Source organism: Bradyrhizobium sp. SPXBL-04, from assembly GCF_051853035.1.
GTDB classification, from domain to species: Bacteria; Pseudomonadota; Alphaproteobacteria; order Rhizobiales; family Xanthobacteraceae; genus Bradyrhizobium; species Bradyrhizobium zhanjiangense.
Genome location: NZ_CP182472.1, coordinates 3871080 through 3886231 on the forward strand (window position 1 = coordinate 3871080; position 15152 = coordinate 3886231).

The following is a 15152-nucleotide window of genomic DNA, read 5'->3' on the forward strand; positions in this document are numbered from 1 at the left end:
GCGCATCTTGCCAGTCTGCTCACGTGCAGGAAAAGGTGTTGTCGGCCGAGGCGGGCTGGTCGTTGTGGATAGGCTTTGGGGTTGCCGTCGGGGTGCGGCGCGATCAGCAAAGTGGTCGATTAATGTCACTATCAGCATGGGTCGTTTAAATGCAGCGGGTTCTTTATACTCTTTGGATTGTTGGTCTGTTGATAGTGGGCGCAGCTGCTCAGGAGCAATATCCAAGCAAGCCGGTTACGATCGTCGTTCCGACAGCTCCGGGCGCCCTTGTCGACACGATCGCGAGAACTCTCGGACAGCGTCTGTCCGAAATTTGGAAGCAGCCCGTCATCATCGAGAATAAGTCTGGCGCCAATAGTCAAATTGGCGCCGTGGCGGTCGCTCGGGCGCAACCTGACGGTTACGTGCTGCTCGTCGCGCCCGATGCCACCTTCGCCATAAACCAGCACCTGTACCCAGCGCTGCAGTACGATCCTTTCAAAAACTTTGCGCCCATCACGGCCATAGGCCGCATCGATCAAGCTCTGATTGTTCATAGCTCCATCCCGGCCACCACTTTTCAAGAACTGATGGCGCTTGCAAAGGCCAAGCCAGGGGTCCTGAGCTACGGCACTGTCGGCGCAGGATCGAGCATGCATCTCAACTTCGAACTCATGCAGCAGCTCGGTCAGTTCAAGCTACTGGCTGTCCACTATCGCGGCGGGGCGCCCGCCTTGTCTGACGTCCTTGCGGGAACTGTTTCCATGATGCTGGTATCACCCGCTCCGGCAGCGGAAGCTGCGGAAACAGGATCTGTCAGGCTTCTGGCGACGGGCGGTCTCCAGAGGCTATCAAACTTGCCGAATGTGCCGACCATTTCGGAGAGCGGGCTTGCGGGATTTGAGGCCTATACTTGGGTCGGCCTGGTTGCGCCGGCAGGTACACCTCAGCCCGTTGTCGACAAGATCAACAAAGATGTAAGGCAGATCCTCTCCGACCCCGACTTCGAGCGAAAATTCTTGGCGCCCAACATGCTCAAATCCATCGCGACTTCGCCGAGTGAGTTCGCAGCTTTCATGAAAAGTGAATCAGACAAGTGGGGAAACGTCATCCGCGAGATCGGCCTTAAGATTAACTGAGAGCGACGTAGGCGACGGAGCGCTGCTGTCAATTGGCCCGGACAGCAATGTCCTCTACATGCCTCGCGGCGAGAAATACCGCTGTGTTCGAGGAGTGCATTGAATGAAGGCGATCGTACTTCGTGAGTTTGGACCGCCCGAGGTCATGCGCTACGAGGACGTGGCGGAGCCAGAGCCACGGAAAGGCGAGATTCGCATTCGCATTCTCGCCTCTACGGTTAATCGGGTACTGGATGTTTCGGTTCGTGCTGGGCACGAGCGTCATCGTGGCATTGTTCTGCCTCTTATCCCCGGGGTTGATTGTGCCGGTGTGGTCGACAAGGTTGGTCCAGGCGTCACCGGGTGGCTCACGGGTATGCGCGTGGCCGCTGCGGGCATGATGCCGCTCGATGCATGTATCACCATCGAGGACTATCGCGGACCCTTCGGTATGATGGGCATAAACAGACCCGGTGGTTTCGCAGAGAAAGTCACAGTCCCGGCCGCTGTCGCAGTCGAAATCCCGTCGGATATCGACTTTCATCACGCCGCCGTCGTCATGCGACACGTTCCGACCGCCTGGAATCTTCTCGTCAATGTCGCTGAACTCAAAGGATCCGAAACCGTGCTCATCATGGGCGCGGGAGGTAATCTCGGGACGCTCGGGATTCAGATCGCGAAAAACGTGGTCGGTGCCAAGGTTATTGCCGCGGCAGGTTCGGACGATCGCGCCAGACTGGCGAAGTCCCTTGGTGCAGACTATGCCGTGAACTACAACTCTCAGGACCTTTATGCGGAAATCATGGGGATCACGGGAGGCAAGGGTGTCGACGTGCTCTATGACAACGTTGCGAATCCAAAGGTATTGCCGGCAGCGTTTCGCGCGATCGGCTCCAACGGTCGCCTAGTCACGGCGGGAGCGCACGCCGGCCCGGTTGTGCCAATAGATTTTTCTCATCTTTATCAGAAAAGCATCTCAATCAGGGGCCGGCCAGGCTACTCCCGCGCCGACATTCCGAAGATTTTTGCTGCCGCCGCAGCCGGGAAGGTTCAGGCGGTAATCGAGCAAGTGCTACCACTTTCGCGCGCGGCGGACGCGCATCACCTTATGGAAACACAGGAGGTGCTAGGTAAGATCGTACTTGACCCGACGTTGAAATAAGCTCCGCCCCTAACCTCTATTCGCTGCGTAGATTGCAAGAATAGAAGGAAATCCGTCAGATGAGAATGTTTTTGCCGTTTCTGAAACCCCTCTATAACGGCCTCGAACCCCTCGCTTATCCCCTGATCCGTGTCACAGCTGGGCTTCTGCTCGTCCCGCACGGCGCGCAAAAGCTGTTCGGATGGTTTGGCGGTGATCCTGCAAAGACGGTTGTGGCCTTTCAGGCCATCGGCTTCAAGCCTGCCGCGTTTTTCGTGGATCTCACCGGATCGATCGAGTTCGTCGGTGGGCTGCTCATCGCCGTCGGCCTTTTGACGCGCCCTGCCGCAGCGGTATGCGCTGGTCTTCTGACCGTCACCATCTACGTGACCTCGGCAAGGGGCTGGTCGGCGATGGAGTACTCGATCTTATGGACGGCCTGCTGCCTTGCGATCACCGTTCTAGGGGGCCGCCGATTGTCGGTGGACAGGCTCATTGGTCGCGAATTCTGATCAACCTGGAAACTGGCCCCCCGCGCTCGATGCAGGCTCGCCAGTTCGAAATCACGTACGAGTTCGATCCCGCGGGCGAGCGCAAGCTTATCGGTTTCGGGCTACATCAGGGAATTCAGATCAAGGCGCTAGGGTTTCTTCGACATCGCTGGGGAAAACGGACTCCGATCATCCGTCAGTAGAAGAACGCGGTCGCGGTCAGGCCACAGTCGCACAGGCCGGTCACGATGGTGAGAGTCTTCCAGTGGTCGAACGGCACCGCCAGACCCACACGCAACATGCAAGGTTCGCCGATGATTGGTGACGTCCGATATCTGCTGTATAATGGCGCTGCTGGAGCGCTCGTTGCGATACAGGTGGTCATCAAGGGGATCCTACGTTCTCTGTGCGAGCTCTCTTGCGACCTAATTGTTGAATCCTGTCGATGAGGAATAATTGGAGACCCATTTGCCACCTGCGCGTCGGTGAGCCGTGTTCGATGATGATGCATTAAGTTCCCGCAACCGACACACCAAGATGCTCTGCGCCGGCCGAAGCACGGCAATCCCAATTGAGGAAGCGGAGGTGCGCGGATGCCGACCGGCAAGCGTGGATCCGCCTTCGCCGAAATGCACCAAAAGCCATCAACGATCGACGAGAAGCGGCAGACAAATGCCGAGATGGTCCGAACAAATGAATTCGATCGAGAATACCTTCCAGGAGTTCATCGATGCTATCCAGACGGCGGGCGATGCGAACGCGTTTGAACGGATCGCGGCGCGGCTCGCGCAAAAGCTTGGGTTTCAGCGATTTGCCTATTTGCGCTTAACGGACGAGGCGCCAATGCTCATCTCGTCCTACCCAAAATCCTGGACCAACCGCTACTTTCATCTAGGATATCAGCAGCTCGACCCGGTGATCCTCCGGGCCAAGGTCGAACGGGATCTCTTCAGTTGGGGTGGGGTGGCCTGCGCGCCCGCCGGCTCGCGAGCACAGCGCCAGTTCTTTGATGAGGCCTCCACCTTTGGCATTCGATCCGGCATCACTGTGCCGATCAGGGGCGGTTTCGGACGAATGGCGGCCTTTACGCTGGCGACGGACGATCGCAAGACAGATATCGATCGTATCGCTGGCGAGTGCAAGGATATCATCCATCAGGCCGGCTTGTATTTTCACGTCCATGTCGCCGCTCGGCTCGAAGCTGCTTTCATCACGCGGCAACTGATTGGAAATGAGTTGACCCAGCGCGAGTGTCAGTGCCTCGCATGGACGGCCCAGGGTAAGACGGTCGCCGATATTGCCGTTCTGATCGCGATCGCACCGCGTACCGTCGTCTTTCATCTTGAGAACGCGCGCCGCAAACTGGGCGCGGCGTCGATCGCCCAGTGTGTAGCGATGGCCTTGCGCCGGGGCCTGTTGAGCTGACGGCCTCTCATTCGATTTCCAGCGAAGCCAGATCGGAGGGCGCGCGCGCGCCTCGACGACGCATGGCGCATTGTATTCCAGCAAAAGTAGTCTAACGTGATCCGGCGGATCTCACGCCACCTGCAAAATCTGACAGGCGATCACGTATCCGTTTTCTGCTGTCAAAGCCTTCCCGGTCATTCGAGGAGGTCGACATGCATGCCATCGCGCTTCACAGGTCTCAATTTGGTCGCCATCTGGATCTTCTAAGATCGATGTATCGGCTCCGCCGCCGTGTTTTCAAAGACCGGCTGGACTGGAGCGTGTCAGTATCAGGCGACCTGGAAATCGATGTTTATGATGCTCTAAGTCCGACATATCTTCTCGTGGTTTCAGAGGAGAATGAGGTCCTCGGCTGCGTCAGGCTCCTGCCCACGACAGGCCCAAACATGCTCGCCGACACCTTTTCCCATCTTCTGGGTAACGGGGCGGCGCCAAGCGACGAGGGCATTCTCGAAAGCTCGCGCTTCTGCGTCGACACAAAGCGCAGTGTCGACCCCGGCCGAGGCGGGTTCAATCGCGCCACCTTCGTGCTGTTTGCCGCGATGCTGGAGTGGGTTCGAGCAGCGGGAGCGCAATCCATTGTGACTGTCACCGATGCGCGAATGGAGCGCATCCTGAGACGAACCGGCTGGCCGTTGGAGCGGCTGTGTGAGCCGCAGCCGCTTGGGCAGACCATCGCGCTTGCCGGATTACTTCACGATTCGGATCAGGCGCTCGAAGCCATGTACCGGCAGGCCGAGGTGGACGGACCGGTTCTGACCCCGCTCGCTTCGGAACGCAAGGCCGCTTGATCTCTGGGTAGTCGCCGAGGTCCCGTCTCGTGCTAGCCGATCCGCAACATAGCTGTATCGTTCTTTTGAACATCACACGAGGCGGCGGGGTGGACGCTCAGGCGTCCGCCCTTGGCGCCCGCGTAAATCTCGCTCTGCTGCCGGCTTGCCGCGAGGTCTTTGGCATTCCCCAAATCGCAGTTGGCGAGTATGAGCAGGGCATTCTTCCTGATCAGATTGCCGCTTCGCTAGAGCAATTCGATATCGATGCCCTTTCCGTATGGCAGGATCCCCGTCTTGCGGCACGCCTCAGGGAATCAGATGCGGGCGTCGTGTTTCTGGGCGGAGCATTCCTTGAGGAAGAGGTGCTGATCGCGGCATTGGAAGGGGCGCGGCAAGGCTATGACATACGGCTGCTCTCGGATTTGTCGGCCGCACGGGATGAACCCGACCGGTGCCTCGCTTTAACTCGATTAGCGCATCACGGCATCCTCGCGACCACGATTCGACAAGCTCTGCTCGAATGGGCCGTGTGCTTAAACGATCCGGCCGTCAGTCGGAGGGTCCAGGAATTGCTCTCCTCAATGGCGCCTCCCGCAAGCTGCCGCTTGCGGACCGGGCTCTCGTGAACCGAGCCCGCTTCGCGGTCTCGGCCTCCGGCTTCGATCCCTGGCGCAAACACGTCGTCCACGGATTTTAAGCTCGCGTGTTGTCTGCGTGATCGATAGTGCGCGACGGCCTCGGTGACGCGCCGGCGATCCGTTTGAGGCAATGCTTTGAGGAGCCGGCCGCACGCGGCCGGCGCTTTTGATGAGCCCCCGGAAGGCGGGGTGGGCGGCGCTCCCGCATAGCCCCGAACCGGCGGTCCGCAACCGCGCCTCGCTTGGGCTCTCTGTGTCGCTTGTGTGCTTGGCGCGGTCCTCCGCTAACGCTCCGGCCGTTCCGGTGCGGTCCGCCTTCACGTTCGGGGCTTTCCGGTCGCTCTTCGCCGCCCACCCCGCCTTTCGGGGGCAGGACGCGGAAGAGGAGCGAGCGGAGATCGTCATGTCCAAGAATTCAACCCGCCATCATGCGGTCAAGCCGAAGGCAAGTCTCTACGAAGAAATCACGGCTCACATCGTTGCCGATCTGGAGGCTGGCATCTTCCCATGGGCCCGGCCATGGGGCACGGGGGGCGGCAATCAGGCTTTCGCTCTCCCGAGAAATGCAGCCACGGGCAAGGTCTATTCCGGGATCAACGTTCTGATCCTGTGGGGACGGTTGTTCGAGGGAAGCTTCGCCTCGGGGCGATGGCTCACCTTCCGCCAAGCCGCAGGTCTTGGCGGGGCGGTACGCAAGGGCGAGCACGGCGTTACGGTCTGCTATGCCGACCGCTTCGTTCCCAAGCGCGAGCAGGGTGGCGTAGGGCGCATCTCTCAAGACCAGCAGGACGCGGAAGGGGCGGCCGTTCCATTCCTGCGGCGCTACACCGTCTTCAATGTCGATCAGTGCGACAACCTGCCGGATCATTGCCTCGCCGAGGCGCCGCCCTTGCCAGAACGCGAGATCGTGCCGCAGGCCGAAGCGCTCACTGTCGCAACGCGCGCCGATATCCGCATCGGTGGCGCAAAGGCTTTCTATTCGCCGTCAGACGACACCGTCCACGTCCCGCCACAGCCCGCTTTTTTTGAGCAGATCAACTACTACCGCACGCTGTTCCACGAGCTTGGGCACTGGACCGGCCACCTCTCGCGCCTGAACCGCGAGTTGTCAGGCGCATTCGGCTCAAAACTCTACGCCAACGAAGAGCTGATCGCCGAACTCACCGCAGCCTTCGTCTGCGCCGCGCTGTCGATCAAGCCCACCGTTCGCCATGCCGACTATCTCGGCTCGTGGCTGAAGGTCCTTCGGGACGATAGCCGCGCGATCTTCCGCGCCGCAAGCAAGGCCTCCAAGGCCGCCGATTTCCTGCTCGCCTTCGGAGAAGGCGGCGAAGCCTCAGCGACTGCGATGCAGCCCGAGATTGGACCGTGACGACGGGGCGGGCGTCGGCAGCCGCCGTCGCTCGCCCCCTAAACGGCCTCTCGGCATCGGGCTCTTCGACGAGGTCGCCCGCAATCAATGAGCCTGTTCTCAAGGACAAGGATAACTGACATGGAACTGCGTAACATCGCCCTTAGCAATCTCAGGCTTACGAACGTCAATGTCCGGCATAGCCGGAAAGCCCCTGACATCTCCGACATCCTGCCCTCGGTCCGCGCGCGCGGCGTGCTTCAGCCTTTGCTGGTCCGGCCCCACGGCGATGTCTTCGAGATCGTCGCCGGACGACGCCGGTACTTTGCGGCAAGCAAGGTCGCAGAGGAGCAGGGCGTGACGACCAACAACGTCCTGCTGCCGTGCGCGGTGACGGAAGCCGACAGCGATGCTGACGCTCTGGAAGCGTCCCTGATCGAGAACGTCGCACGCGCTCCCATGGACGAATTGCAGGAATACGAAGCGTTCGCCAAGCTGTTGAAGCAAGGCCGAGCCGTCGCCGATATCGCCCAAACGTTCGGGCAGACCGAACGCTACGTCAAGCAGCGCCTTGCGCTCGCAGGCCTCAACAGCGCGATCAAGGACGCCTACCGGAATGGTGATATCGAGCCCGAGGAACTGCAACTGCTCGCCACCGCCACCCGCAGCCAGCAAAAGGACTGGGTCGCGGCGTTTGAAGCCGAGAACGGACCCGACGGCGGCGCCGACGGCGCGCCAAGAGGGCACCAGTTGAAGCAATGGCTGTTCGGCAGCGAGCAGATTGCAACGGGCGCTGCGCTGTTTCCGGTCGAGGCCTACAAGGGCGACATCGTGACCGATCCGGGAGAGCGTCAACGCGGTCGAAGCCTGGCTTGGCGGTCTGCCGGGCCAAGCGTATGCCAACATCCGCCAGCCCATCGTTCACACTCTGAACCTTGCCCATATGTGCCCGTTGTCGGCAGTATGGGCTGGACCGGAGCGGTGCGAGCACCTTGATGGACCGCCGCTTCTGATCGCCAAGACCAAGGGTGCGACCCCGTTTCGCTTGTCGCTTCACGCGGGCGATGTCGGACACACAATCATCGTCGGTCCAACGGGGGCGGGCAAGTCGGTCCTGCTTTCGATGCTCGCCCTTCAATTCCGACGCTATCCGAACGCCCAGTTGATCACGTTTGACAAGGGCCGCTCGGCGCGGGTCACCACGCTCGCATTGTCGGGCGCCTGGTACGAGCTGGGCGCCAAGGGCGGCATCGCGTTTCAGCCGCTCAAGGACGTCGCGGAGGAGGGGGCGAGACTCTGGGCGCTCGACTGGCTCTGTGGCGTGCTCGCCCATGAGCGCGTGACCGTGACGCCCGACGTCAAGGAGACGCTCTGGTCGGCGCTGAGAAGCCTCGGTTCAGCTCGCGAGCGCGGGCACTGGCTTCGCAGCGAACGGAGCGCCTGTGTCAGGCGCAGGGCGTGCAGCGGCGCCGTCAGGACGCGGACACGCAAGGGAAGCGGCACAAGTCGCAGCCCACACGCTGAAAGAGGGTGACAAAGGTGGGCATTCGTCGGGCCCGAAACTGGGAGAGGAGTAGGATATGGCTGGTCACCCCTTTGAGCGCGTATCCGTCCGGTACGGCGAAACGCCAGAACCTGTCACGCCCTATCAGAAGGCAGCCCAGGTCTGGGACGAGCGACTCGGGTCCGCCCGTGTTCAGGCCAGCAACTGGCGGCTTGCAGCGCTGGCAGCCATCGGCCTTTCCAGCGTCCTCGGATTGACGATCTTCACCCAGATCGCTCGCTCCGGTGTCGTTCCCTATGTGGTCGAGGTCGATCGGCTTGGTGAAGTCCGAGCAGTCGGGCCGGCGCTCGAGGCCTACCAGCCGTCAGACGCACAGATCGCGCACTTCCTTGCGCGGTTCATCGAGAACGTCCGCTCGCTGTCGATCGATCCGGTCATCGTCCGGGCGAACTGGCTGCGTGCCTACGACTTCGTCACCGACCGCGGCGCGCAAGCATTGAACGACTACGCCCGTGAAGCCGATCCGTTCACGAAGATCGGCTCCAGGACCGTGACGGCCGAAGTCACGTCCGTGGTGCGTGCGTCCGGCGACAGCTTCGAGATCCGCTGGAGAGAGAACACCTACGAGAACGGCGCGATCGCAAAGACCGAGCGCTTCACGGGTCTCGTCACCACCGTTCTCAAGCCGCCCGCGGATGCCGAAACGCTGCGGAAGAACCCCCTCGGCCTCTACGTCCATTCCCTCAACTGGTCGCGCGACCTCATCGGAGACGCCAAATGAATTCCAGAGTCCTTACCAAGCTCGCGTCGGCCAGCGTTTTAGCCTTGTCCCTTGGGCTTGCCGGATGCGCCACCAAACTCAATCTCGAAGCGCCCTATGATGAGATGACATTTGAGAAGGCGCTCCCAGAAACTGATCCGCCGGCGCCGGTGCAAGTCGTCGAAACACCCAAGGTCCTGCCTTTGCCGGGCCAGTTGAAACCCTTTCCGACAAAGGCCGCCAAGGAGGAAAAGCTGCCGCCGGAGCAGGCGATCGCCAAAGCCAACAAGGCGGCGAGGATGGAGCCGACACGCGCCGGGTACATCAACGCTATCCAGGTTTACCCCTGGACGGAAGGTGCGCTTTACCGGCTCTATGCAAGCCCGGAGAAGGTCTCGACCATCGCGCTTCAAGCCGGTGAGGAACTGATCGACGTCTCCACGGGCGATACGGTTCGCTGGGTGGTTGGCGACACGTCGAGCGGGCAGGGGAGCGCCCGGCGCGTGCATATTCTCGTCAAGCCAACGCTTCCGGATATTCAGACGAATCTCGTGGTCCTGACTGACCGGCGCGCCTATCACCTTGAGCTCGTCTCGACCAAGCAGACCTATATGGCGTCCATCTCGTGGACTTATCCGACCGACACGCTCGTCGCGCTCCACAAGCAGAACGCCGTCGCCCAGGAAAACGAAGAGCGGGTCGCCGACCGCGGCGTCCGGCTTGACAGCCTCAACTTCCGCTATCGCATTGAAGGAGACGATCCTCCGTGGCGGCCAGTGCGCGCCTTTGACGACGGCCGCAAGGTCTATATCCAGATGCCGTCCGGCCTGTCGCAAGGCGATGCGCCGCCTTTGTTCGTCGCCGGAGCCGACGGCCGGCCGAACCTCGTCAACTACCGGGTCCGCGGTTCCTACTACATCGTCGATCGGATGTTCGGCGCCGCCGAGCTTCCGCCAGACGCGCGTCGCTCAGCAGGCGAAGGAGTCGGGCTTGTTCGTCCGCCTGTCGGAGAAGCAGGACAAGCGCAGGCAGGCAAGCACGACCGAGGTGCCGGCTGCTTCCCCATCCGCGTTCCGGCCTTCAACACCGGAAACGGGGCCATCCGCTGCAGAACTCGCAAAGACAGCGCAGGCGATGATCGACCGCTCCAGCGAGATCATTCCCTCGTCGCAGGCACGAAAGCTGGCCTTCGTGGGAGCGAAAGCCGACACGGAGACCACCAATCCCCATGCGCTCAAACCGGCGCCATCCACCTATGCGGTGATGGCGGGGTCGATCATTCCGGCGAGCCTCGTCACGGGGCTGAATTCGGACCTGCCTGGCGCCACGATAGGTCAGGTCACCGAGAACGTCTACGACACGGTGACGGGAGAGCATCTCTTGATCCCGCAGGGGACGAGAATTGTGGGCAAGTACGATAGCGTCGTCGCCTTTGGTCAGAAGCGGGCGCTGGTCGTCTGGAGCCGGCTCATCCTGCCGAACGGCAATTCGATCGTGATCGAGAACCTTCCGGCTACCGACGTTGCAGGCTATGCCGGGCTCGAGGACCAGGTCGACTTCCATACCTGGCAGTTGCTTAAGGGTGTGGCCTTGGCGACCCTGATCGGGGTGGGAACCCAGCTATCGATCGGAAACGACGAGAGCGATCTCGTGAAGGCGCTGCGGGAAAGCACGCAGCAAACGACTAATCGTGCGGGACAGCGCCTGGTGGAGCGCGAGCTCGACGTGCAGCCGACGATCACGGTGCGGCCCGGATGGCCGCTGCGGGTGATTGTTTCGAAGGATCTGGTGATGAAGCCGTACCAGGATGCTCAGACAGCAGTGAAGGGCAGGTGAGAGATGAAGCTTGCGAAGCTGCCTGATCGGACTCCAGTGAAGATAACCGTCGTGCTCACGCCAACCTTGGCGCAGCGGCTGCGCGAGTATTCCGCTTTTTATGCAGAGACGTACGGCACCAAGGAGGAGGTAGCTGAGCTGATACCGTTCATGCTCGAGGCGTTTCTTGATAGCGACGCAGATTTTCGGAGGGGCAGCAAGAAGAGAAATGGCGAGTCGATGGGCGTCGTATCCTAGGCATCAATTCTGCGGGCCTATTTCATCCTACCTCCGAGGAGTCGGATCGTGCGCTCAACCAATTCAACGGATTTGTAAAGGCGTCCGAGTAGTGTTCTTAGCTCCGCTTCCGTCGCCTCTTCCCTTTCCAGGTTTTCGCTGGTTACCAACGCGTTCACCAGGTGGTCAAGGGAGACGCTCATCCTTGCGGACAAGCAGTCAGATGCCGGTCCAACGACAACGGAGGCAATCTCTCCGTTGCTTAACAAGGTGATTTCCACGGAAGAATTCTCGAGAACCGCCCGTTCGATCACTTGGGCCGGAATTTCGATCGAGGCTATCACGCTTCCTGTCGATGCGTCACGGTAACCAACGGTTGCCGTGGCTTGGCCGCATTTGGCGAAGGCGCCAAAAGTGAGGTCCACTTGTTCTATCGACATAGCTCGCTGAACTTGCACTAGAAATCGCCAGCTTAGTCGCTTTATGACTTATAGTCTATGGGCTGATAGTGCTGTTTCTCTCGATTTTCCTGCATGCGCTTGCAGGACCGAGTCGGCTTAAATATTCAGGATTTGCGCCGAGCAAAGAAACTCAGCCAGGAGGAGCTCGCCGACAGGTCCAAGGTCCATCAGACCTATCTAAGCGGCGTCGAAACGGGCAAGAGGAATCCCTCGCTCTTAGTGCTTGAGCGGATAGCTCGGGCGTTGGACGTCGACCCCGAGGAGCTGGTTCGTCGTCGCAGACGACGAACTAGCGGAGCCGCTGACTCTTAATCCGCGAGTCCCAGGCTCGAGCCTAGTGCGCCCACCAAAGTGCGTTATTATTTTCCAAGTCCTTTGCGGGGGGATTGCCGAGAACTAAAGCGTCTCGTGAGGCGTTTTTTTGGTATGGGCGGACACGACCAAATTGCTGTACGGCTTTTGCCGTCAGCTGCCTGACTCTTAACGGCTCTTACGGTACAGCAAGCAAAAAACCGCGAATTCAACGGTGTCGTGGTCTTGTGGCTTACCAGGTAAGTGGCAATGCGGAACATAAGCGGCGGCTGCTCTACAGTCCGTCACGCTAGCGAGGCGCTGGTGCCACATCATTGCGCAGGGTCAAGACATTCTGGCAGCGCCTCCGTTTCCCGCGGCCGACTATCGTTGGAGATATAGGGCCTCCGCATAAAAAGAGCCTACTCGGAAAGAAGCGGGCTATGGCCTAGCGCTTCAATTTCGCCTTCCATAGCTTTCCGAGAAAGCCTGCGATCCCTGTTAGAATTGATGGCGAAATCGGGCGCTTGACAATGTCGGTTTCTTGAAACGTTCCCTTCGGCAGCAGGGACACCTCTTTACAATCAAAGAGACCGGTCGGGAATGGCTTGCGCGCCCAGTAGTTGTGAACGAGAAGTGGCCGTCCGTCATTTCGGACATACAGGATAGCGCTGGTTGTTCGATTCTTCTCGGGCGTCCAGCCACCATCCTTGTCGAAAATCAACTTGCCCTTTTCGGGACGTCCCTTAGGGAAAACGAACTTCAGATTCCCGTAGAGCGCACTTTTGATGATCGTTTCATCTGGAACGTCTAGCCCATCGTGGAAGATCGTCAGGAGGCACGGCGCATCCTTGTATTTCGTACCGTTCTTGAGCTGATCGTTTGCGTCGCTCAGCACTTCGCGAATTCGTTGGGGATTCTTCAGTCGCTTTGCCGGCAAGGCTGACGCCGCAGAGATCAGCGCGAAACGATCCGAATGCCTCCAAACGACGATGGCTACGAGAAATGTCTCATTCGGGTGCAGGAATGCACCAGCTACAGCGGTACGCTTCGTTCCGGTTGAGAAGTGTTGTGTCACCTGCTGTCCGAACGGATTGGCGAAGATGCCATCCGGACTTCCGTAAAACCCTGTTCGCGATACGCAGCTGTGAAATTCGGCAGTGCCGCGGCTTCCAGTTGCAACAGAAAATCGGACAAACTGCTTTCGATCGGGATCCCGTGGGACGAGCGCCACGATTTTGTCGGGGGCGTCGCCGTCCTCAGACCGCTTCAATCCGCGCTTCAGAAGTTGCACGACGTTTTTGGCATCGCGCTCGGAAAAGTCGTCATGAATGTAGGCAATGCCCTGTCCGGTCTGCTCGATATTGGCGGTGCGGTTTCTAAGATCGTGAAACGCACTGCTGAGCTTCTCGGAATCATCAGGTCTCTCTAAGGTTTTGACCTCGCACCAGAACGCCTGTTTTCCCTTGCAGTAAAAGTCGGGCTTTTGACCCTCCTTGATCCATCTGGGCTCCGGTTCGAAAGGAATGCCTGCCTTGGTGAGAAGTAGTTCTGCTCTTGCGTTGCTCAAGAACTATCCCCCTGCGCCCTTCCTGGCCAGCAGCGAAACTCTAAACATCGACCTCGAGCGCGGCAGCTAATTGACCTCTCGATCGCCGCGCAACTGCGTACCATTGCGCGCCGTCGATATTTGATACACCCAGCCCGCGCGAGTATGCAGCTTTATTGCGTCGGGGTGCGGATGCCGATACACGTTGCGCTTTCCATAGGAGAGCAAAAGCGTGCCCGACTCCCGCACAGGAGCCGGGATTGCTGCCTGGCCCGAAGCAAACCTAGCGCCGTGGTGGGTGGCGACAAGATAGTTCAGTGATCCAATGCTGGGATGAGCGAGGAAGCTGTAATCGACGTCCCCTGTGAGAAGGACCGAGCGGCCGCTCGCGAGAGCCACCCGAACTGTCAACCCCGCGTCATTGAGGCTTGCCCGAGGTCCGCTGGCGTGAGCGACTTCGCCGTTCGGAAAAGCAGTCAAGGTCCCGGCTGGATGGATCAACAGCCTGCCTTTTGCTGCGAGAATGCGCGCGAGCCGCGCAGCGCCCGGGCCTAGTTTCTGATCTGGTACAAGCCAAACGCAGTCCTTCAGGTGGGGGTGGAGGAATGCGGCATGAAGGTGGTCCCAATCCCAATGCGACAGAACTACGGGCGGTTTCTCTGTCTCATCGAGGTCGAAATTGTTAGGGGACGTATGTCCATTGAATGAAATCGGAAAGCCAACATCATAGTGAAGCACCGCTTTGCCGTCCTTGTCGCACAAGGATGAAAAGCTTGCCTGGCCCACGTCCCTAACGCGCAGGGTTGTGACCCCTGTCACAGAGCCGAGAACGCTTGCGATGGTTTGTGCGGCGTTCGGTGATGAGGGAAGCGCGCAAGCTGCAATGACGACGATCGGAACGGTAGCCTGCTTGGTGACCGCCGCGCCAACGCTTCGCGGCACAGGGCCAGCCGGGCCTCCGTCGCGATCCGTTCCGAGATAGGTGATGTTAGTCGTTACGCCGCGCGAATGGGCCGGAAAGCCATTCGGTTGAAGCTGCGCGTGCCAGGTCGGTATCGACGTAGCCGATCCTGTCTTGTCAATGTCTAACGCGAACCAATGGCCCGGGAGGCCCGGAGCGCCGGCAACCTCCTCGAAGCGATGGGGCGTGGTTACGATGCGAATGATCGCAAAGGGTTTCGTTACGCCTTCGTTGAAAGCACCCTGAATTGCTCCATCGACACCATCGGCGTAATCCGCATCGATGGAGTCAAATTCGAACGATCCCCGCGCGGCAGAACCGGTGCTGAGCATGTCGACACGGGAAAGCCTAGCGTAAAGACGTCGGGTTGGAAATTCGGGGGGTGGCTCAGTAAAGAAGAAAAAGAAGATCGCCTCCTAAGCCGCCTACTGCGGTCACAGGTCAAATGAATCGCTATTATGCCCCCGGTATAGGGCCTTGTTACCAGCTCGTTCCGGAAACCGCGAGATTGCGGCTATGGTCCGATCTGAGATTGCTCGTAGGCCCCACAGGCCGAAGCATCGGGTCATCGTTAGTTCGCAGGTCTATATTGCATTACAACCTGACGCTGTCTACG

Annotated in this window: 15 protein-coding genes and 2 pseudogenes; 14 read left to right on the forward strand and 3 right to left on the reverse strand. The window is 59.8% G+C overall.

Annotation, left to right across the window (positions count from 1 at the left end; all coding sequences use genetic code 11):
• The first annotated feature begins 149 nt into the window (after positions 1-149).
• The 13 genes and pseudogenes from ACNJX8_RS18270 to ACNJX8_RS18330 all read left to right on the forward strand — a co-directional run bounded on the left by ACNJX8_RS18270 (position 150) and on the right by ACNJX8_RS18330 (position 11295).
• Positions 150-1118, forward strand: coding sequence for a Bug family tripartite tricarboxylate transporter substrate binding protein (locus ACNJX8_RS18270; protein WP_439361580.1), 969 nt, complete (start codon positions 150-152; stop codon positions 1116-1118).
• Positions 1119-1221: 103 nt separating this feature from the next.
• On the forward strand, positions 1222-2259 hold the full coding sequence (locus ACNJX8_RS18275) for a zinc-binding dehydrogenase (protein WP_439361581.1): 1038 nt from the start codon (positions 1222-1224) through the stop codon (positions 2257-2259).
• A gap of 59 nt (positions 2260-2318) precedes the next feature.
• Positions 2319-2750, forward strand: a complete 432-nt coding sequence (locus ACNJX8_RS18280; protein WP_439361582.1) for a DoxX family protein — start codon at positions 2319-2321, stop codon at positions 2748-2750.
• 672 nt (positions 2751-3422) lie between these two features.
• Positions 3423-4154, forward strand: a complete 732-nt coding sequence (locus tag ACNJX8_RS18285) for an autoinducer binding domain-containing protein (protein ID WP_439361583.1) — start codon at positions 3423-3425, stop codon at positions 4152-4154.
• Positions 4155-4348: 194 nt separating this feature from the next.
• The gene (locus ACNJX8_RS18290; RefSeq protein WP_439361584.1) at positions 4349-4987 is read left to right on the forward strand and encodes an acyl-homoserine-lactone synthase; all 639 of its coding nucleotides are present in this window, start codon (positions 4349-4351) and stop codon (positions 4985-4987) included.
• Between the two features lie 89 nt (positions 4988-5076).
• A complete protein-coding gene (locus ACNJX8_RS18295; protein ID WP_439361585.1) occupies positions 5077-5595 on the forward strand; it encodes a hypothetical protein in 519 nt (172 codons plus the stop codon).
• A gap of 415 nt (positions 5596-6010) precedes the next feature.
• Positions 6011-6979, forward strand: coding sequence for an ArdC family protein (locus ACNJX8_RS18300; protein WP_439361586.1), 969 nt, complete (start codon positions 6011-6013; stop codon positions 6977-6979).
• Between the two features lie 120 nt (positions 6980-7099).
• A pseudogene (locus tag ACNJX8_RS18305) lies at positions 7100-7621 on the forward strand (ParB/RepB/Spo0J family partition protein); the annotation flags it as partial.
• A gap of 175 nt (positions 7622-7796) precedes the next feature.
• Positions 7797-8360: pseudogene (locus ACNJX8_RS18310) on the forward strand (conjugal transfer protein TrbE); the annotation flags it as partial.
• A 178-nt stretch (positions 8361-8538) separates the two neighbouring features.
• A complete protein-coding gene (trbF, locus tag ACNJX8_RS18315) occupies positions 8539-9243 on the forward strand; it encodes a conjugal transfer protein TrbF (protein ID WP_439361587.1) in 705 nt (234 codons plus the stop codon).
• Positions 9240-10643, forward strand: coding sequence for a P-type conjugative transfer protein TrbG (gene trbG, locus ACNJX8_RS18320; protein ID WP_439361588.1), 1404 nt, complete (start codon positions 9240-9242; stop codon positions 10641-10643). The genes trbF and trbG overlap by 4 nt, the downstream gene beginning before the upstream one ends.
• Entirely contained in the window at positions 10537-11058 is a 522-nt protein-coding gene (locus tag ACNJX8_RS18325) for a TrbI/VirB10 family protein (protein ID WP_439361934.1), read from the forward strand. Before trbG ends, ACNJX8_RS18325 begins: the two co-directional genes overlap by 107 nt.
• A gap of 3 nt (positions 11059-11061) precedes the next feature.
• Complete coding sequence (locus ACNJX8_RS18330) at positions 11062-11295, forward strand: DUF2274 domain-containing protein (protein WP_439361589.1); 234 nt, start codon at positions 11062-11064, stop codon at positions 11293-11295.
• A gap of 17 nt (positions 11296-11312) precedes the next feature.
• Here ACNJX8_RS18330 and ACNJX8_RS18335 read toward each other — a convergent pair whose 3' ends face one another.
• A complete protein-coding gene (locus ACNJX8_RS18335; RefSeq protein WP_439361590.1) occupies positions 11313-11699 on the reverse strand; it encodes a hypothetical protein in 387 nt (128 codons plus the stop codon).
• A gap of 108 nt (positions 11700-11807) precedes the next feature.
• On the opposite strand from ACNJX8_RS18335, the gene ACNJX8_RS18340 reads away from it, so the two are divergent.
• The gene (locus ACNJX8_RS18340) at positions 11808-12047 is read left to right on the forward strand and encodes a helix-turn-helix domain-containing protein (RefSeq protein WP_439361591.1); all 240 of its coding nucleotides are present in this window, start codon (positions 11808-11810) and stop codon (positions 12045-12047) included.
• A 427-nt stretch (positions 12048-12474) separates the two neighbouring features.
• Here ACNJX8_RS18340 and ACNJX8_RS18345 read toward each other — a convergent pair whose 3' ends face one another.
• Together ACNJX8_RS18345 and ACNJX8_RS18350 are read right to left on the reverse strand one after the other, a co-directional pair.
• Positions 12475-13596: a hypothetical protein gene (locus ACNJX8_RS18345; RefSeq protein WP_439361592.1), complete on the reverse strand. Its 1122-nt coding sequence runs from the start codon at positions 13594-13596 to the stop codon at positions 12475-12477.
• Between the two features lie 66 nt (positions 13597-13662).
• The gene (locus tag ACNJX8_RS18350) at positions 13663-14868 is read right to left on the reverse strand and encodes a metallo-hydrolase/oxidoreductase (RefSeq protein WP_439361593.1); all 1206 of its coding nucleotides are present in this window, start codon (positions 14866-14868) and stop codon (positions 13663-13665) included.
• Positions 14869-15152 lie beyond the last annotated feature (284 nt).

Coding starts and splice junctions, on each gene's coding strand:
- ACNJX8_RS18270 (WP_439361580.1), top strand. CDS start 150: ATGCAGCGGGTTCTTTATACTCTTTGGATTGTTGGTCTGTTGATAGTG.
- ACNJX8_RS18275 (WP_439361581.1), top strand. CDS start 1,222: ATGAAGGCGATCGTACTTCGTGAGTTTGGACCGCCCGAGGTCATGCGC.
- ACNJX8_RS18280 (WP_439361582.1), top strand. CDS start 2,319: ATGAGAATGTTTTTGCCGTTTCTGAAACCCCTCTATAACGGCCTCGAA.
- ACNJX8_RS18285 (WP_439361583.1), top strand. CDS start 3,423: ATGAATTCGATCGAGAATACCTTCCAGGAGTTCATCGATGCTATCCAG.
- ACNJX8_RS18290 (WP_439361584.1), top strand. CDS start 4,349: ATGCATGCCATCGCGCTTCACAGGTCTCAATTTGGTCGCCATCTGGAT.
- ACNJX8_RS18300 (WP_439361586.1), top strand. CDS start 6,011: ATGTCCAAGAATTCAACCCGCCATCATGCGGTCAAGCCGAAGGCAAGT.
- trbF (WP_439361587.1), top strand. CDS start 8,539: ATGGCTGGTCACCCCTTTGAGCGCGTATCCGTCCGGTACGGCGAAACG.
- trbG (WP_439361588.1), top strand. CDS start 9,240: ATGAATTCCAGAGTCCTTACCAAGCTCGCGTCGGCCAGCGTTTTAGCC.
- ACNJX8_RS18330 (WP_439361589.1), top strand. CDS start 11,062: ATGAAGCTTGCGAAGCTGCCTGATCGGACTCCAGTGAAGATAACCGTC.
- ACNJX8_RS18340 (WP_439361591.1), top strand. CDS start 11,808: ATGCGCTTGCAGGACCGAGTCGGCTTAAATATTCAGGATTTGCGCCGA.
- ACNJX8_RS18350 (WP_439361593.1), bottom strand. CDS start 14,868: ATGCTCAGCACCGGTTCTGCCGCGCGGGGATCGTTCGAATTTGACTCC.